19 protein-coding genes and 1 pseudogene are annotated in these 16,227 nt (G+C 55.2%); 11 read left to right on the top strand and 9 right to left on the bottom strand.

Annotated elements, in window-relative coordinates:
- Nucleotides 1-6 precede the first annotated feature (6 nt).
- From HNQ64_RS19755 to HNQ64_RS19715, 9 genes are all read right to left on the bottom strand, one after another.
- Nucleotides 7-798: a transporter substrate-binding domain-containing protein gene (locus HNQ64_RS19755; RefSeq protein ID WP_184211929.1), complete on the bottom strand. Its 792-nt coding sequence runs from the start codon at nt 796-798 to the stop codon at nt 7-9.
- Between the two features lie 75 nt (nt 799-873).
- A complete protein-coding gene (locus tag HNQ64_RS19750) occupies nt 874-1,767 on the bottom strand; it encodes a tetratricopeptide repeat protein (protein ID WP_184211927.1) in 894 nt (297 codons plus the stop codon).
- A gap of 144 nt (nt 1,768-1,911) precedes the next feature.
- Nucleotides 1,912-3,426: a sugar transferase gene (locus HNQ64_RS19745; protein WP_184211926.1), complete on the bottom strand. Its 1,515-nt coding sequence runs from the start codon at nt 3,424-3,426 to the stop codon at nt 1,912-1,914.
- Between the two features lie 146 nt (nt 3,427-3,572).
- Entirely contained in the window at nt 3,573-4,817 is a 1,245-nt protein-coding gene (locus HNQ64_RS19740) for an FAD-binding domain-containing protein (RefSeq protein ID WP_184211924.1), read from the bottom strand.
- Nucleotides 4,818-4,896: 79 nt separating this feature from the next.
- On the bottom strand, nt 4,897-5,439 hold the full coding sequence (gene ruvC, locus HNQ64_RS19735; RefSeq protein ID WP_184211922.1) for a crossover junction endodeoxyribonuclease RuvC: 543 nt from the start codon (nt 5,437-5,439) through the stop codon (nt 4,897-4,899).
- Nucleotides 5,440-5,486: 47 nt separating this feature from the next.
- Complete coding sequence (locus tag HNQ64_RS19730; protein ID WP_184211920.1) at nt 5,487-5,963, bottom strand: DoxX family protein; 477 nt, start codon at nt 5,961-5,963, stop codon at nt 5,487-5,489.
- 6 nt (nt 5,964-5,969) lie between these two features.
- Nucleotides 5,970-6,668, bottom strand: coding sequence for a polysaccharide biosynthesis/export family protein (locus tag HNQ64_RS19725; protein WP_184211918.1), 699 nt, complete (start codon nt 6,666-6,668; stop codon nt 5,970-5,972).
- Nucleotides 6,669-6,809: 141 nt separating this feature from the next.
- The gene (locus HNQ64_RS19720) at nt 6,810-7,007 is read right to left on the bottom strand and encodes a hypothetical protein (protein WP_184211916.1); all 198 of its coding nucleotides are present in this window, start codon (nt 7,005-7,007) and stop codon (nt 6,810-6,812) included.
- A gap of 21 nt (nt 7,008-7,028) precedes the next feature.
- Nucleotides 7,029-7,265 (bottom strand): hypothetical protein, encoded by a 237-nt coding sequence (locus HNQ64_RS19715; protein ID WP_184211914.1) that lies wholly within the window; start codon nt 7,263-7,265, stop codon nt 7,029-7,031.
- Between the two features lie 183 nt (nt 7,266-7,448).
- Here HNQ64_RS19715 and HNQ64_RS19710 point away from each other — a divergent pair, with 183 nt between their 5' ends.
- From HNQ64_RS19710 to HNQ64_RS19660, 11 genes and pseudogenes are all read left to right on the top strand, one after another.
- Nucleotides 7,449-8,123: a 3-keto-disaccharide hydrolase gene (locus HNQ64_RS19710; RefSeq protein WP_184211912.1), complete on the top strand. Its 675-nt coding sequence runs from the start codon at nt 7,449-7,451 to the stop codon at nt 8,121-8,123.
- Between the two features lie 90 nt (nt 8,124-8,213).
- Complete coding sequence (locus HNQ64_RS19705) at nt 8,214-8,597, top strand: cytidine deaminase (RefSeq protein WP_184211910.1); 384 nt, start codon at nt 8,214-8,216, stop codon at nt 8,595-8,597.
- A 109-nt stretch (nt 8,598-8,706) separates the two neighbouring features.
- A pseudogene (locus HNQ64_RS19700) lies at nt 8,707-9,093 on the top strand (FKBP-type peptidyl-prolyl cis-trans isomerase); the annotation flags it as partial.
- 156 nt (nt 9,094-9,249) lie between these two features.
- Nucleotides 9,250-9,432 (top strand): 50S ribosomal protein L34, encoded by a 183-nt coding sequence (rpmH, locus tag HNQ64_RS19695; protein WP_184211906.1) that lies wholly within the window; start codon nt 9,250-9,252, stop codon nt 9,430-9,432.
- Between the two features lie 18 nt (nt 9,433-9,450).
- Nucleotides 9,451-9,816: a ribonuclease P protein component gene (rnpA, locus tag HNQ64_RS19690; RefSeq protein WP_184211904.1), complete on the top strand. Its 366-nt coding sequence runs from the start codon at nt 9,451-9,453 to the stop codon at nt 9,814-9,816.
- Entirely contained in the window at nt 9,813-10,151 is a 339-nt protein-coding gene (yidD, locus tag HNQ64_RS19685) for a membrane protein insertion efficiency factor YidD (RefSeq protein ID WP_184211902.1), read from the top strand. Before rnpA ends, yidD begins: the two co-directional genes overlap by 4 nt.
- A gap of 48 nt (nt 10,152-10,199) precedes the next feature.
- Entirely contained in the window at nt 10,200-12,074 is a 1,875-nt protein-coding gene (locus tag HNQ64_RS19680) for a YidC/Oxa1 family insertase periplasmic-domain containing protein (RefSeq protein ID WP_184211900.1), read from the top strand.
- 154 nt (nt 12,075-12,228) lie between these two features.
- Nucleotides 12,229-12,684 (top strand): Jag family protein, encoded by a 456-nt coding sequence (locus HNQ64_RS19675; protein WP_184211898.1) that lies wholly within the window; start codon nt 12,229-12,231, stop codon nt 12,682-12,684.
- 111 nt (nt 12,685-12,795) lie between these two features.
- Nucleotides 12,796-14,193 (top strand): NADH-quinone oxidoreductase subunit NuoF, encoded by a 1,398-nt coding sequence (nuoF, locus tag HNQ64_RS19670; RefSeq protein ID WP_184211896.1) that lies wholly within the window; start codon nt 12,796-12,798, stop codon nt 14,191-14,193.
- A gap of 317 nt (nt 14,194-14,510) precedes the next feature.
- Nucleotides 14,511-14,945: a hypothetical protein gene (locus HNQ64_RS19665; protein WP_184211894.1), complete on the top strand. Its 435-nt coding sequence runs from the start codon at nt 14,511-14,513 to the stop codon at nt 14,943-14,945.
- 76 nt (nt 14,946-15,021) lie between these two features.
- Nucleotides 15,022-15,612, top strand: coding sequence for a hypothetical protein (locus HNQ64_RS19660; RefSeq protein WP_184211891.1), 591 nt, complete (start codon nt 15,022-15,024; stop codon nt 15,610-15,612).
- The last annotated feature ends 615 nt before the right edge of the window (nt 15,613-16,227 follow it).

Here is a 16,227-nt window from a genome sequence, read left to right as displayed (position 1 = left end):
AACCCTTCACTCAAACACAAAGGGCAGCCCCTGCGCTTTCATGAGATCCCTTTCTTTGGCCAAGTATTGATCGGCCAATTTGGCGAAGACGCCCTCTTTTTTCATGCGGGCGATGGTTTCATTCACCTTCGTCTTTAAATCTTCGCGCCCTTGTTTTACCCCGACTGCCCAGGATTCCTCCCTCAGTGGGGCCAGCAGCGCGCGGGTGCGACTGGGATGCTGAGCGTGATAATTCATGACGGAGACTTGGTCATATACCCAGGCATCAACCGTGCCATTCACTACCTCCAGCACGCAGGCGGCATCTGTATCCAGCGAGATTTTTTGGGCATTGGGTAATTCCGTACGGCACCACTGTTCACCCGTGGTGGCGAGTCGCACAGCCAGCTTGCGGCCAGGGGCGCGTAGGTCCTCACTAGATTTTACAGAAGAGTCTTTCGCCACCAGAATGGAGAGGCCGGTTTTTACATAAGGGTCAGAAAAATCAATGGACTTCCGCCGCTCAGGGCTGGCTGTGAGAGAGGAGATGATGAGGTCAATCTGGCCGCTTTGCAGGGCAGGGATGAGGCCGTCAAAGCCCATGTTTCTATACTCCACTGTTTTGCCCAGTGTCTTGCCGATCTCATCACCGATGGCCACGCTGATACCGCTGACTTTCCCCTGAGGGTCTTTGAATTCGAAAGGTGGGTATGTGGCATCCATGCCAATCACTAATACATCCCGGCGTGCACAGCCGGTAAACGTGGTGAGGCAAAGGACACAGGCAAATAGGGCGATGCAAAAGGCGGTGGCTCTCATGGCACAGCCATTACGCACCAGAAAGCACCTGAGTGCCAGAAGAGAAAGTAAAGGAATAGGAGCCTCTTTTTATCCTCAATCTAAAGTGGCCAGCATCTTATCCAGTCTCTTGCGAGCCGCCGCCGCTTTTTTGTCTTCACCCTGGTTTTCCAGCAGGGCGATGTAGTCCAGACTCACGGCCTCGTAGCTCACGGCTTCATCGGCTAAGTGCAGTTCCAGAATCCGAAGGCTCTGCTCAAAGTCACGGATGGAAGCGGCATTATCCCCGAGTTCGTGGTTCGCAGTGGCGAGGTTACAGTGAGACTGCGCGACATCGGGGTGGTCTGAGCCTAGGAGTTTGGTCCGGATTTGCAGAGCTTCCGTGAACATCTCCTTGGCCTGGTCTGGAAAGCCTGCGGTGTAATAGAGGCTGCCGAGGTTGTTGTAAACAGCGGCAACTTCTTCCGTCTCGCGACCTCGCTTTGCTTCCAGAGTTTCCAGCGAGCGAAGGTAGTGCTGTTCAGCCAAAGCAAATTTACCCAGGCCCTTGTAGATCATGGCCAAGTTGTTGCGCAGTTGTGCAGCCGTCTCCTCATCTGGCGGAGTTAGGGCCTCATAATCACTGATAGCCTGCTCATAGAGGGGAATGGCCTCCGCCTCGCGTTGGCTGAAATCCAGCAGCGTGGCGAGCTGAGTGCGGATGCGCGCGACTTCATCCGCCGGGATGGCGGTGCGCCCAGCAATTTCCAGGGCTTCGCCATAGCTGGCTTCAGAGCCAGAGACATCTCCCATCTCACGCTGGATTTCGGCCAGGACTTGGATGCCCGTAAAGAGGCGAGGCATTTCTGCGGCATCGTCCTCCACGGCTTCACGCAGGCCAGAAAGGGCACTAGTGGCGGCGCTCAGGGCTTCCTCCAGCCGTCCCTGGCTCAAAAGATTGGCAGCATGATTGTCCAGCAGATTGGAGAAGCTCGAAAGACTCGCAGACACGGTGTTGGGGCGGGGGTTTGGTAAAAGCCTGATAACATCAGGGTGGCAGCCTTCTCACATCAAGCAAAAAAGACGTCGTTCTTAGATGTAGGCTTGTTTACTGGCACTGCCTCAGAGGCACGGGCGGGCCTGAAGATGGCCGCATCAGTAGGCATTGTCACGCTTGAAGAAGGTCAGGAACATGATTTGGATATCGAGCAGCAAGCTCCAGTTTTCCAGATACCAAAGGTCACATTTGATTCGCTCGGCTAGGTCGGTATCTCCGCGCAAGCCCTTTACCTGCGCCCAGCCCGTCATCCCCGGTTTGGCATGATGGCGGGCATTGTAGTGAGGGATCTCGTGCTTAAAATCGGCGATTAACTCGGGCCGTTCAGGCCGTGGGCCAACGAGGCTCATCTGCCCTTTGAGCACATTCCAAAATTGAGGCACTTCATCAATATTCCATTTCCGCATGAAGGCCCCTACTTTGAGGCGACGTGGATCATCCTGCACACACCACTGAGCCCCGGTATTGGCTTCAGCATTGAGCTTCATGGAACGGATTTTAATGATGTCAAAAGCCACGCCATTCATGCCCCAGCGGCGCTGGCGGTAAAAGATGGGCCCACCTGATTCCCACCAGACCATGAATCCGAAAAATGCGATGATGGGCGCACTGAGCAGCAGTCCCACGCTGGCTCCTACGATGTCTAGGGCGCGCTTGGCCAGCACATTGAGAGTGCTATCCAGCGGCAATCGGTTCACGCCCAAGACTGGCGTGCCTGCGATGGTTTCCAAAGAGAGTCCCGAAACGAAAATCCGGAATACGGAAGGAGCGAGCTTGAACTGAATCATCTCCCTCTCGCACAAATTCGCCAGTTCCACGAGGTGCTGCCGGGCTAAATCGGCCACGATGATCATGTCCACTTCATGCCTGGCGATGACCCGATGGATGTCTTCCAAGTACCCGACAAAGGGGATGTCTGAAGAGGGGGCGGATGCATCACGCCACCCCGAGGCATCCACCCAGCCGATGAGTTCAAACGCATGCGCCTTGTCCTGGCTGAGGGTCTGCCACAGCCTTTGGGCATCCTCATTCCAGCCGACGAACAAAGTGCGCTGCTGGAGGCTACGAATGCGTTTCGGGGAATGCAGGAAGCGATTGAAAGCCATGCGCCAGCCCAACAGCAAAAGCAGCGCACATGCACCATTGAGAGCCACATACACACGTGAAATGGACGGCTGCATTTTTAAAGCCAGCGTGATCGCCAGGAACCCCAGGGTCCAGATCAACACGGCTTTTCCTAGACGAGAAGCAATCCACCTGTTCCGCAGCAGCACGTTCCGGTGGTAGATGCCTTGCCAGCCGATGGCTAACAGTAAGGTGGCAGTGCCCAAGGTCATGTGGCCCGTGTATTGGCGCAGGGTCATGTCATCCCAGTTGCCAAAGTCGCGCAAGGCGGAATGAAAGCGCAGCCAATAAGCGGCGTGGCCTGCGGCGACGGCCATGATCAAATCCCCCAAAATGGAGACGAGCACCCACAAGTGAGGAGAAGCGGTTTCCTGAAGACGCCAGGCGCGGCGTTCTTCCAGCTTTTCCAAAAGATTTCCCGTCACGGCACCGGGCGTGCCGATGAGCATGCGGTCGTTATTGGAAGGGGTTGGACTGACCTTAGGCATGGTTGCGATATGGTATTTGTAAATATATCGCTAAATACAAGAAGAAATCAACCCAAGAGAAGTGTATTTATAAATATGAGACTATTAGATGCATATAAAATCATTTTTGAGAGTGATGGTTTGAGGCTAACTAAATTCGGTTCGCTCTAATGGATTGGCTTACCTTCAAAAACTGAGCCTGTGGATTTCCTAACGAGTTCGGTTTTCATCTTTTCCCAAAACGGAAAGAAACCAGCCTTCGCCTTAGGAAACACCGCAAGATCCGATGGACGGCGGATGAGGTGAAGCTGGCAAGAAATCTCCGCCAAACGTGTCTGGATGTGGGGTATCGCATCCGCAATGGGGCCGATAAAAGGTGCAAAAGCGACGATGTCCTGAAGCTGTTCTCTCTGCGCCCAAGTTACCAGACCGTCTGCTGTGGTGGGCGCCTCATCCAGTGTGACTGGGCAACCATAATGCTCCGCTGAACGTGTGGTGGCATCTTTCAAAGCGGCATGCAGATGCTGGATTCGATTTTGGCCTAACCGGTAATGGGTGTAAATGGGTGAACTGGTAAACGCAGCGACGGCTGTGGGGCGGATGTGGGCGAGTGGCCCCACTTCGGGGCACAAATCGTCCGGATGCAGCCAGAGGCCAAAACGGCTGGATAGCGAAGGCGCTAGAGTAGGCAATTGCGGCAGTGCGTGAGGAAGCTCCTCCTCAGGGAGTGACAAGGGCCTGGGGCTAACGAGAGAGTCTTCTAAAAGCTCCAGGCCCGTGCTGTCTTGAAGGATAGTGGGGGTGAGGTATTTTTCTAAATTGCTCCGCCGCACCAAATAGGTTTTACCTCGGGTTTGCAGTCCTGCCACCCAGCGCCATGACAAAGTGTTGCTGGCAGGGTCAGCATCCAGCAGGTGGCGAAAGAAAAAATCTGCTCCGAGCTCCCAAGGGAGGCGCTCCACATGAACCCAGTAGCTAGCAAACCACATGCGGGCATGGTTATGCAGATAGCCTGTGTGGATGAGTTCACGAGCCAAGTGATCCATGATGGCAATGCCTCCCTGGCCTTGTTCAATGGCATTTTGCCGTGCTTTTTGTTCGGTGGACAGATGCCTTTGTGCGTCATGGACGCCCTGCCGGTATCGTCGCCACACGTGTGGCCGCATTTCCAGCCAGCCTTTCCAGTAGCGGCGCCAGCAGACTTCTTGCAGCCACTTTTCGACTTGAGGCAGGTGATATTGGGCCAAGGTATCTGCGATGATTTCATCCTCAAGCATCACGCGAGTGCGTAGAGCGGGGGAGAGTCGTGAAACATTCGCATGACCGGGCTCCACATGATTTCGCCATGCTTGATAAGCTGGCGTGGCGGGAAGGAACTCATGCCAGCGGGCTAAAGCGGCGTGGCGGGTCATGGGAAATGTGGCTGACATCTCCAGGATACGACACCAGAAGAAAAATTGGCCTGAGATCCTTGCTAGGCAGCAGTGGAGTTTACACTCGTTTCATTTCTCGGGTGATGGCAGCCCCAGCATCTGCATTCTGGAAATGGGCGATGCCGACCGCCAGCGCATCCGCAGCATCCGGAGGGGGTGTTTCCCTCAGACGCAGCATGGAGCGGATCATGAAAGCTACTTGGTCTTTTTGTGCAGCACCGCGTCCCACCGCCGCTTGTTTCACTTCTTTCGGCGCATACTCGTAGATGGCCATGCCATGTTCCGCCGCCGCGATGAGGCATGCGGCGCGGGCCGTGCCTAAAACGATGGCCGTCTTAAAACTCTGCACGTAGATGGTGGCCTCAATGGCACAAACCGTGGGTGAGTGCTGGCGAATGACCTCGTGCAATTGCTCACGGATGGCGACGAGGCAGCCGGAGTGCAGGAGTTTGGGTTTGTTGGTGATCACCCCGTAAGCGATGGCTTTGAGATCCCTTCCTGTTTTTTCTAAAATGGCCCAGCCCGTATTTCTCAGGGCTGGGTCAATGGCCAGCACGCGCTCAGTGATGGGCGGCTGGGGAGATGGGCGGGGAAGGGGCATGCAGATCAGATGAAACCTGGCCTAACAAAAAGCGTGGTAGATGGATCTTACCACTTTTTCTTTTTGGGCTGTCCCCAGCTCTCTCCTAAACGAAAGAGCTTATCAATCGAGACGGCTCCTGATCCATAGAGTAGAAGGGTGAAAGCGACCAGGAGATACAGCCAGCCGATCTCCATGTACATCGGCCCAGCCTTTACAATCACACCGATGGCCACTGGCATGAAGACCACAGCGAAGAGGCGCGTGAGGAAGCCGATGCACCAACTCACTGCAACTGCGGCTACGAGGATGGCGATGGTGGGGGCTAGTAGCGCTGCGTAGGGCAGCCCTGCGTCGTTAAAGGCCTTCACCCAATCCCATCCCTGTTCCTCCCAGAGAAAGTGATACGCGCCCTCGGCTGCCTTCCAGCCATGCTGAGTGAGCAAAAGCACGCCAGCGCCGATCCGCAAAACGGCGATGGTTTTAAAGAGGCTGCTCCAAGGATTTTGGTTTGCGGCTGGATTGCCGCCGATGTGCTCAATCATGAATGGTCAAAGGTCGGGGGAAAGATAGATGATGTCGCCAGGCTCGGGTTCGTGCTCATCCGCAGCTTCCAGGCTGGGGTAATAACGGCGGTAACCTTCGCGGATGAGGTAAACACCTCGGTTAGGGGAGCCTAACTTACGCCCTCCCGCGACAGTCACGGCTTGTTTGATGGTCATGTCTTCCCAGGCAGGAATGAATTCGTCTTTCAGCACATCCCCCGTGATGGAGACCACTGGCACATCCTCCACCGACAAGATGTGGACTGTGACTGGGCGGGTGAGCCGCAGACCGACACGGAAGGTGGCGGTAAGAGCCGTCACGGCTTCCGGCAGCGTCGCCCCACCGATTTTCGCACTGCCGATCTCGTTGCCAAAGTTGATGACTCCTTGGGAATCAATCATCGCCACACCATTGTAGATGCGTTTGGTGTTACGGCTACCTTCATACACATGCAGTCTCAGGGTCTGGCCATACCCCAGCGTGCCTCGCGCATTGAAGGGGACCTGTGGATCATCTTCAGTCGCTTTATCACTGCTGGGCATCCCAGGCAGAATACGGGTCACCTTTTTTAAGGTGGTGAAACTGGGCATCGGCGGCACGGGGATCTTAGTGAGATCAGGCGTCAGGCGTTTGACCGTCGCACAGGCACTGAGACCGATGAGTAAGCCCATGGCTGGCAAGAAGGTTTTAGAAAAAGAAGGCATGGAAAGGAAAAGGGGTAATGGACTCAGCGCATTCGCGCCCGATTGAGACACTGGATGCCACGTCTGGAAATGACAAGGCCAACGTCAGCGACGCTGGCCTCATGTCCTGGTCAGGATAATCCTGTGCGATGAAAGCAGAGCTTAGGCCGCGAGCTTGCGCTTGCCTCCCTGCACGAGCATCTGAGCCAGTTCTGGCATGTAGCGGACGATTTCGTTCGCCAGCACTTCCAGCCGGGTGTCGGACTTCCATCCGCCACGGGAGCTGCGGTCCTTGTCGGTCATTTCCAGGCTCATGATGGTGGTAAACACCTGGGTATCGCTGAGAAGATCGGTTTGCATGGTCATCGGAGTGGAATGAGGTTAGGCGGGCAGTGGCAGGGCCACGACGTCGCCATCTTGAATCATGAACTTTCTCCGAGTCAGCAGCCCATCCTTGATCTTCGCCTCGATCGCTTGGCTGATCAGCAGCCGTGCGGCCTCAGCTGGACTGCTCCCGTATGTACCATCGAGGGTCAAATCCTCCAGATACATCTTGATCTGGGGAGTGACTGCGATGGTCATCGAGACCGAATCGAAGCTGTTTGTAGGGCGAGCCATGGGATAAAAACCCGGAATTAATGGCATTAAAACCGATCCAACTTGTTTGTTCAAGTTGGAACTGGATTATTTTGGGGTTTTAATGGGGTTAAAACCCGCTCTTTTATTTAAGATGTATTAATAATATGCGCTTTTTTGAGGCTTGGCGATGGATTTTCCTGCAAACGGCGTTCTTTTCGGCCCATGAAAAACCAACTCCTCATTTCTCTCGTGGCCGCCCTCTCTCTCAGCGCACAAGCTGACGAAGGCTGGCAGACCTGGTTCAAAGACGGTCTCGGCGATGCTAAAATCGTCAGCGGCCAAGCCACCTACACCGTCGAAAACGGCATTCTCACTGGCACCACGGTGGAGGGCAGTGGCAATACTTTCTTGGCTAAAGGCCCCTTCAAAGACTTTGAACTCCAGTTTGAGGTCAAAGTGGATAATGAACTGAATTCAGGCGTGCAGGTACGCAGCAAGCTCGCCAAAGACGGTGACCCAGCACCTGAAGGCGCTAAGGGCGACAAACCCTTGCCCGCAGGCCGCCTCTATGGGCCTCAGTGTGAGATCGCGATCAACGGCACTGCAGGTGATTTTTATGACGAAGCTCGCCGTGGCACCTGGTGGAGCATCCTCACCAAGACGGAAGCTGTCCGCAGTGACGAAGCCAAGGCCGCCTTTAAAAAGGGCGAGTGGAATCACTACCGCATCGTGGTGAAGGGCGACCACTACCAGAGTTTCGTGAATGGCGTGAAAACCGCCGATTTCACCCAGCCAGGCGATCCTGAAGGCCACATCGGCTTCCAGGTGCATGGCATCAAAAAAGGCACCGGCCCATATAAAGTACAGTGGAAGGAAGTGAAATTCAAAGCGCTGTAATCCAGGCGGCAAAGGTTCTTTTATCAGTTCTCATTTTCAGCGGAGGCAGGTCTCAGTACCTGCCTCTGTTTTTTATGCCATCTTATCTTCATGTCTGACCTCCTCGTCCACGCCCGCATGGCGGCAGAAAAAGCCTACGCACCGTATTCAAAATTCCAAGTCGGCTGTGCTCTGGAGACGGATGTTGGCGGGCTTTACCAAGGCTGCAATGTGGAGAACGCCAGCTATGGCCTGACGATCTGCGGGGAACGGAATGCGATTTTTCAAGCCATTGCCCAAGAAGGTCCCGAGATGAAAATCCGGCACCTCGCCGTTGTCTGCCTGGGCCATGAATTTCCACCCTGCGGTGCCTGCCGACAGGTGATGGCAGAGTTTTCCCTGCCGGGCGGGCTCACTAAAGTTACTTTTTTACAAGCCGGCGAGCCCGTCACACGAACGATGGCGCAACTCCTGCCAGAAGCTTTTGGCCTGTGAAGATTTAATCGGCCTGCCTGAAGTTGCACAGAGCGGCAGGCTCGTTAGACTACCTCTCTTGCCTTTTAAAAAGGCAGGTTAATCCTCCATTCCATCCATCATGTCCGACATCGCACTCGCCAAAGGTGAAAAATTTCTTGAAGATAACGCCAAAAAAGAAGGCGTCGTCGTGACCTCCAGTGGTCTTCAGTACAAAGTACTGACCGAAGGCACCGGCAAGAGCCCTTCCGCCACAGACACGGTGCTGGTACACTATGAAGGCACCCTGATTGATGGGAAAATTTTTGACAGCTCTTATAAGCGCGGTGAGCCCATCGAATTCCCTCTAAACCGTGTCATTGCGGGCTGGACTGAGGGGGTGCAGCTCATGAAGGAAGGGGCCAAACATCGCCTGTATTTGCCTTCGAAGCTTGCCTACGGCCCTCGTGGAGCTGGCCGTGACATCGGCCCGAATGAAGCCCTGATTTTTGACGTGGAACTGCTGAAAGTGCGGTAACCCCAGAGGTCTGGCCGCAAAGACTGGTTCAGCACTCATTTGACAAAGGGGGGACTCTGCGTAATCTCGCGCCCCCTGTTGCTGGGGCTAGGCTGTTTTTGACGATGCGCCGGGCCCGTTGCGAAAGGAAAATACGTTTTAGCACCCCACACGATTATGCCCAAGAGGACCTACCAAGCATCCAAGCGCACCCGGAAACGCCAGTTCGGCTTCCGCAAACGCATGAAGACTGAAAATGGCCGCGACATCCTTCGTCGCCGCCGTGCCCGTGGGCGCAAGCGCCTCATGCCAGTGGGCGTGGAAGTACATTACAAGCGCCACGTGCAGCAGCACGCCTAGTGCAGGCAGGCCCGCCCCATGCGTCTTCCCTCACGCCTTCATCTGAAGGAGTCCCGCGATTTCGCGAGGATCAAAGAGAAGGGACGCAGCCAGGCGGGCCGCTTTTTTGTCCTGGCATTGCTGCGTGATGACTCTGTCGCTGATTTTCAGTTCGGTCTGGTCACCAGCAAACGACTGGGGAAGGCGGTGGTGCGCAATCGCGTCCGGCGCCAACTGCGCGAAATCATTCGCGCTCACCGGGCAGAGATCGCTCCGGGGTGGCAGCTTGTCACCATCGCTCGTTGGCGGGCGGCTGATGCCCCTTTTTCCGAGCTGGAACAGGACTGGGTCCGTCTGGCAAAACGTCAGGGGCTACTTTTGAAACCCGCGCCTCCCACGCCATGAAATGGCTCGTCCGCATCCTCATCCGTGGTTACCAGCGCGTCATCTCACCTGTTCTTCATTTTATCGGCGGCCCGAACACTGGCTGTCGTTTTACCCCGACCTGTTCGGAGTACTTTCTGCAAGCTGTGGAAAAACACGGCATTTTTAAAGGAAGCTGGCTGGGGACCCTACGCATCATTCGTTGCAATCCCTGGGGCGGTCATGGGCATGATCCCGTGCCTCCAGTCGTTACAAAAGGAAACCGTTCCTGTCAGGGACAGACGGATATTTCGTGCTCTTGTCAGCACGGTCCAGTGGACACTGCGCCAAGCGCTGCCGATGAGACCCGGCCTTAAGTTGTCTCTTTTCTAGTCTCTTTTCACTCATCTCTTTTCTCTACAAGCATGGATCGCAAAGCCTGGATCGTCGTTACTCTCTGTGTCATTGGCCTTGGTGTGAACCAATGGTTCTCCTTCAAAAACCAGCAGGCCTATGCGGCACAGTTGGCTCTGGCAGAGGCCAATAAACCTAAAAATACGGAGGCGCAGCCTGCCGTGCCAGGCGTGGCCACAGCCTCAACGGATGGCGCTGCCACCACCACCCCCACGCTTTCTGCTGCCAAGCCGGATGCCGTAGCCGCCGCGACGGCCAATCTGCCTGAAGAGAAGCACAGCCTCGTCTCGGGCAGCGTGACCTATCATTTCAGCAGCAAAGGTGCCGGTGTGGCCAAGGCCGTTCTGGCCGCCGGGGACAAAATCACCCTGAATGAAGTGGGCCGTAAAACGCTGGAGCCCATCGGGGCCCTGCGTCGTGAGGCCACTGGCATTGACATCGTTCCCTACAAGATCATCGAGAAGAGCGATAAAAGCGTGACTTTCGAAGGCGTGTCTGCCGATGGCATCACCATTCGCAAAGCCTACAAGCTGACCGAAGGCGAAAAGTCGGACGAGCACCTGCTGGCCCTTTCCATCACGCTCACGAATACCGGCTCCGTCCCGCACAAGTCTGAGGAATACTACCTCTACACGGGTGCCGCCTCCAGCATCAGCCCGGACGAAGTGCTGAAACCGAGTTTCTTCTGGAATGATGCCGGTGATGCAGATCACAAAGACACCCATTCTTTTGCAGGCGGTTGGTTCTCTCAGGAAAAAAATGAGCACCGCGCTAGCCATGCTCGTCTTCGTTACGGGGGTGTCATGAGCCGATTTTATGCGACGATCGTTAGTCGTGTAACCCCCGGTGGTGATAAGCCTGGGAAGATCTGGGCCACCCGTTTCCTGGTGGATCATGCGGGAGACAAATACGCCGCTTATGACTCAGCCAAACACGATTATGGCATCGAGTCCGCTCTGAGCCTGCCGCCTGTGGAACTGGCCCCGGGAGCTAGCGTAACCGAGCAGTATGAGATCTACCTAGGCCCGAAAGAGTATCACCGCCTGAGCAAGCTGGAAGGTCAACGCGACTTCATCATGTTCTACGGCATGTTTGGCTGGATCAGCAAGCCGCTGAACACCATCATGCGCTGGATGCATGATGTCAGTGGCAACTGGGGTGTCGCCATCATCCTGCTCACCCTCGTCATCCGCACGGTGCTCTGGCCGCTGCAGTCCAAGGCCCAATACTCCATGAAGCGCATGGGCATGCTGGCTCCGAAGATGAAGGAGCTTCAGGAGAAATACAAAGACGATCCGCAGAAGCAGCAGATGGAAGTCATGAAGCTGTACAAGGACTACGGCGTGAATCCCGTGGGCGGCTGCCTGCCCATGCTGATGCAGATCCCGATCTTCTTCGGCTTTTACAGCGTGCTGCAAAACGCGGCTGAGCTGCGCGGCCAGGGCTGGCTCTGGGTGAAGGACTTGTCCATCTCCGACACCATCTACACCTTCAACTTTCCCTTCTCCCTGCCGATCATGGGCACGGACTTCGACCTCAACCCACTGCCGCTGATCATGGGTGTGACCATGATCCTGCAGATGAAGCTGACGCCACAGCCCGCCACCGTGGACAAGAGCCAGAAGATCATGTTTGCCATCATGCCCTTCTTCTTCCTGTTCATCTCGTATAACTTCGCCGCTGCTCTTTCCCTCTACTGGTCCACTCAGAACCTTTTCGCCATCTTCCAGAGCCGCGTGATGAAGCTCTACATGAAAGATCCAGTCTTGGAAAAAGTGGAGCCCAAGCCCAAAGGCGCACCTTCCCAAAATCCCTTCTTCAATCCCATGAATCCGAATCAGAAGGAGAAGAAGACCAAGCCGAAAACCCCGAAACTGGGCGGCTAGTCCCTCTTTGAAAGCCCCATTTAGGCAACTGAATGGGGCTTTTTTGTGCCCTAAAGGGCAGGGGGCCTTCGGGGCGCTCCGTCGCTCTGCTAAGAATCTCCACAGTTCCTCATTGAGGCGGGCGGCAATCGGACGTACTTTCCTATCACGCGCCATGACTCCTCTCTCTCACGCCCGCCAGATTGTGGATACCATGCTGGGTTACCTCGGCTTCACGGTGAAGATTGACGAACTGGAAGGGCCTGAAGGCCCCACCCTCCAGCTCCACACGGAGGATTCTCAGCTCCTCATCGGTCGGCGTGGTGCCACCATGGAAGACATCCAGTATCTGGTGAACCGCATCCTCCAGCGCCACATCCCCCAGGCCCCGCGCATCCGGGTGGACATCGAATACTTCCGCTCCATCCGCGAAGATAAGATGGTGGAGCAGGCCCGCGAAATGGGTGAGCGCGTGCGGGCCACGGGCCAGAGCCAGACCCTGGACCCCATGAACAGCTACTACCGCCGCCTGATCCACAATGTCTTTGTGAACGATCCCGAAGTGCAGAGCGTGAGCCTGGACGGTGGAGACAGCCGTTTTAAGCGCATTTTGCTGAAAAAGCGGGGTTAGGCGGCTTGGCCTGCCTCAGCAGACGGAAAAAAGATTCTCCATATCGGTCGCTTGTGAAATTTTTCACAAATCCCGGTTGCCGCCTCCAAGCGTAGCCTGATACTGCAAAATATGGCCTCCGCTGTTCAGTATCTCCCTGGCAAAGAACCGCACTCACGTGAGAAGCGGCTCATTTTCAAAAACATTGACCGTGTCGGTTACGATCCGTCTATCGAATGTTACCTGAACGACGGCGGGTATGAGCAGCTCAGGGTGGCGTTGAAGATGGAGAAGACCGCCATCATCAATGAAGTCAAAACTGCAGGACTGCGCGGCCGTGGCGGTGCAGGTTTCCCCACCGGTGTGAAATGGGGCTTCATCCCGCCCACGAACACCAAGCCCGTCTATCTCATCTGCAACGCGGATGAATCTGAGCCCGGCACTTTCAAGGACCGCTACATCCTGCACCAGGACCCGCACCAGTTGGTGGAAGGCATGGCCATCGCCTGCTTCGCCACAGGGGCCAAGTTGGCCTACATCTACATCCGTGAAGAGTTCCCTTACGCCGCCAAGATCGTTGAAAAAGCCATCGCTGAAGCCCGTGCTAAAGGCTTCCTGGGCAAGGACATTCTGGGGTCCGGTTTCGACTGTGAAATCTACGTGCACCGTGGTGCCGGTGCTTACATCTGCGGCGAAGAGACCGGTTTGATCGAGTCCCTGGAAGGCAAGCGCCCGTACCCGCGCATCAAGCCTCCTTATTTCCCGGCAGCTTTGGGCCTGTACATGTGCCCTACCATCGTGAACAACGTGGAGTCCCTCTGCCATGTGAAGCACATTATTCAGATGAGCGGTGCGGAATATGCCAAGCTGGGCACACCGAATAACACCGGTACCCGGATTCTATGCGTGAGCGGCGACGTGCAAAAGCCCGGCTACTACGAAGTGGAAGTGGGCAAGGTGACCATGGGCGAAGTGATCAACGACCTCTGTGGTGGCCTCAAGCCTGGCCGCAAGCTCAAGGCCATCATCCCTGGCGGCAGCTCCTCCAAAGTCCTGCGTGCCGATGAGAAATTCAAACTCAAGGATGGTCGTGAACTCACCATCACGGACATCCCGATGGATTTCGACACCATGGCCGCTTGCGGTTCTATGGCTGGATCCGGTGGCGTCATCATCATGGATGACAGCCGCAGCATGACTTGGGTCATCAACAACCTGAATAACTTCTACGCCCACGAATCCTGTGGCCAGTGTACTCCCTGCCGCGAAGGCAGCCTGTGGATGAAAAAGATCAGCGACCGCATCGTCGCTGGCACTGCCAGCCCGGATGACGTGGACACCCTGGAAAGCGTGGCCAACCAGATCGAAGGCAAGACCATCTGCGCCTTTGGTGAAGCTTGTTCTTGGCCGACCCAGAGCTTCATCAAGAAATTCCGCGAGGAACTCACCTCGAGCTGCAAACCTGAACTCGCTGGCAAGATCGTCTCCGAAGAAGGCCTCGTTGCCGCTGCCAATCTGGCGATGAAGTAACGAGCCGACTCTGAGTCCGCTGATAGAATCAAAAAAGGGTGAAGGCACTTGTCTTCACCCTTTTTGTTAGGTGTTCTGATCTGCGCACCTGAAGCCATCATTGTTTGTCAGGCTTGAGCTTGCATCCTTTTCCCGAATGGCATTACCCTATCGAGGTGAATTCAGTGCCCGCAGATCCGAAGAAGTCGAAGACGTGGAGGGCATTCAAATGGGGCGCTGCTGTTCTCGGTTGCTTGTTCGTGATCAGCCTTTTCGTGCCCCGTTCGGCTCCGACGGGCCATGAACGTCCTGAAAGTCCTAAGTGGGTGAGCAAACGCATGCTGGACCTGAAGGAGTCCGTTGAGCGCTTTCGACGAGAGTACGATCGTTTTCCAGTGTTGGGCCACAGCCAGACGCTCGATCTGGAATTGCGATCTGACGGAGTCTTTGTCGCAGCTCTGTTAGGGCGTTCTAAATCGCTCAATCCTAAAGGCCTGCCTTTTTACAAACCCTCACTGGCAAAAAATTCCATGAATGGTCTTCAAGATTTGTCCGGTGGCACCTCGGACGATCCTGCGGACTTGAGCGTGCTCGATGCGTTTGGCGAAAGGTATTATGTGCTTCTGGACTTAGACAGGGATGGCAGGCTTGTAGATCCTCAATCAAGGGGAACAGACAACCCAATCTACCTGGAGACAACCATCGCCATCTATTCCTCCGGCGCAGACAATGATCCAAAGACGTGGGAGGATAACATTACCAGTTGGGAGTGATTTTGAGTAAGAGCGGGGTGGGTGCCCGAACCGGTTTTTCTCGACTCGGGCGAACTCGTTTCGGTAATCTCACTTTATGCCTCAATGGGAAGGGAAGACATCTATGCTACCGAGCAGAAATTGCTTGGGATGGTTGATGCTTGTCCTGGTGATTTCGTCACCTCTTTTTGTGATTTTTCTATATCGTGATGCGGAGCAGTCCATCCTCCAAACAAAGGGAATGATGAAGGTCACCAGTGTCGCGATTGGGCATTTTAGGACTGAATACAACACCTTTCCTATTTCATCGAAATCTGAGGACAAAGATGTCAGCCTTCGATCCGGCGGGCCACTTCTAGCGGCTTTGATGGGAAACGATAAATCCCTCAATCCGAGAGGGATCCAATTTGTGGATCTGCCCTTTGCCAAACCTGAGCGCTCCGGCCTAATCCAAGAAGCAGATCAGTGGCGTTTGGTGGACCGCTGGGGCGAGATGTTTTATATCTCACTGGACACCAACTATGATAACCGATTGGTCAACCCGGCCCAGCAAGTGCCCTCGAAATGGTTTCCGTGGGTGAAGGTGCCTCTTCCTCCTGCCATTTTAAATGCTTCTTCTGCCATCTACTCCTCCGGTCCAGATCGGGATCCAACAACCTGGGCGGATAACATCACAAGCTGGCGATGAATGAGGCTGTGACATCCTTGTTGGCACCTTGGCAGCGCTACCGCATGACCCGCTTCCTGGTCTTTTTGTGGTTGGTTTTGGTTTTTGCCTTTGGAACTCTGATGTGGAGTGGGAACATGCTATTGCCTTGGCAAGGGCGTTTGCTAGCGGCTTCAATCGTCGGGATTGTGGCGGGCACTTTGGGGTTGGCCGTGGCGGGGGTTTGGATATTCCTTGGAATGCCTGGCTGTGCCGTCGCTCAGGCAAGGGAAGCGTCAGAATGGCCTGGCTGTGGATGGGCCTGCCCTGCTGGTTCATGATCGGTTTGTGCTTGTGCCTGGTTTCCCTGTTCACGGTTCCTTCACTTCAACCGACGTTTTTTGAAAGAAGCACGGGTAGGAAGTGGCCTGCCAACGCTCGTCTGTTGGCGAGCGGGCACACGTTTTTACTCGCCAATTCCAAGCGCTTTTGGTTTTTCGAGAGTGAGCCTTCAGCCTTCGATGCATTTCTTCAGCGTGGGAACTGGCCGCGCATCGAAGAGGACGATTTACGATGGGATATCGTCTCGCGAGGTTTCCCTTGGCGGCTTGTCCACGTGAACGATTCCCCCAACTGGGTGCCTGCGGAATTCTGGTG

This window comes from Prosthecobacter dejongeii (genome assembly GCF_014203045.1).
In the GTDB taxonomy this organism is placed as follows: domain Bacteria; phylum Verrucomicrobiota; class Verrucomicrobiia; order Verrucomicrobiales; family Verrucomicrobiaceae; genus Prosthecobacter; species Prosthecobacter dejongeii.
The sequence above is the reverse complement of the archived record's forward strand: the minus strand, read 5'-3'. Positions and strand labels throughout refer to the sequence as shown.

What these genes read in the sequence shown, in the direction of transcription:
- HNQ64_RS19730 (WP_184211920.1), bottom strand. Translation starts at nt 5,963, where the DNA reads ATGATTGAGCACATCGGCGGCAATCCAGCCGCAAACCAAAATCCTTGG.
- HNQ64_RS19680 (WP_184211900.1), top strand. Translation starts at nt 10,200, where the DNA reads ATGGATCGCAAAGCCTGGATCGTCGTTACTCTCTGTGTCATTGGCCTT.
- HNQ64_RS19725 (WP_184211918.1), bottom strand. Translation starts at nt 6,668, where the DNA reads ATGCCTTCTTTTTCTAAAACCTTCTTGCCAGCCATGGGCTTACTCATC.
- rnpA (WP_184211904.1), top strand. Translation starts at nt 9,451, where the DNA reads ATGCGTCTTCCCTCACGCCTTCATCTGAAGGAGTCCCGCGATTTCGCG.
- HNQ64_RS19710 (WP_184211912.1), top strand. Translation starts at nt 7,449, where the DNA reads ATGAAAAACCAACTCCTCATTTCTCTCGTGGCCGCCCTCTCTCTCAGC.
- HNQ64_RS19720 (WP_184211916.1), bottom strand. Translation starts at nt 7,007, where the DNA reads ATGCAAACCGATCTTCTCAGCGATACCCAGGTGTTTACCACCATCATG.
- HNQ64_RS19740 (WP_184211924.1), bottom strand. Translation starts at nt 4,817, where the DNA reads ATGACCCGCCACGCCGCTTTAGCCCGCTGGCATGAGTTCCTTCCCGCC.
- HNQ64_RS19675 (WP_184211898.1), top strand. Translation starts at nt 12,229, where the DNA reads ATGACTCCTCTCTCTCACGCCCGCCAGATTGTGGATACCATGCTGGGT.
- ruvC (WP_184211922.1), bottom strand. Translation starts at nt 5,439, where the DNA reads ATGCCCCTTCCCCGCCCATCTCCCCAGCCGCCCATCACTGAGCGCGTG.
- HNQ64_RS19705 (WP_184211910.1), top strand. Translation starts at nt 8,214, where the DNA reads ATGTCTGACCTCCTCGTCCACGCCCGCATGGCGGCAGAAAAAGCCTAC.
- rpmH (WP_184211906.1), top strand. Translation starts at nt 9,250, where the DNA reads ATGCCCAAGAGGACCTACCAAGCATCCAAGCGCACCCGGAAACGCCAG.
- yidD (WP_184211902.1), top strand. Translation starts at nt 9,813, where the DNA reads ATGAAATGGCTCGTCCGCATCCTCATCCGTGGTTACCAGCGCGTCATC.
- HNQ64_RS19755 (WP_184211929.1), bottom strand. Translation starts at nt 798, where the DNA reads ATGAGAGCCACCGCCTTTTGCATCGCCCTATTTGCCTGTGTCCTTTGC.
- HNQ64_RS19715 (WP_184211914.1), bottom strand. Translation starts at nt 7,265, where the DNA reads ATGGCTCGCCCTACAAACAGCTTCGATTCGGTCTCGATGACCATCGCA.
- nuoF (WP_184211896.1), top strand. Translation starts at nt 12,796, where the DNA reads ATGGCCTCCGCTGTTCAGTATCTCCCTGGCAAAGAACCGCACTCACGT.
- HNQ64_RS19660 (WP_184211891.1), top strand. Translation starts at nt 15,022, where the DNA reads ATGCCTCAATGGGAAGGGAAGACATCTATGCTACCGAGCAGAAATTGC.
- HNQ64_RS19745 (WP_184211926.1), bottom strand. Translation starts at nt 3,426, where the DNA reads ATGCCTAAGGTCAGTCCAACCCCTTCCAATAACGACCGCATGCTCATC.
- HNQ64_RS19665 (WP_184211894.1), top strand. Translation starts at nt 14,511, where the DNA reads ATGCTGGACCTGAAGGAGTCCGTTGAGCGCTTTCGACGAGAGTACGAT.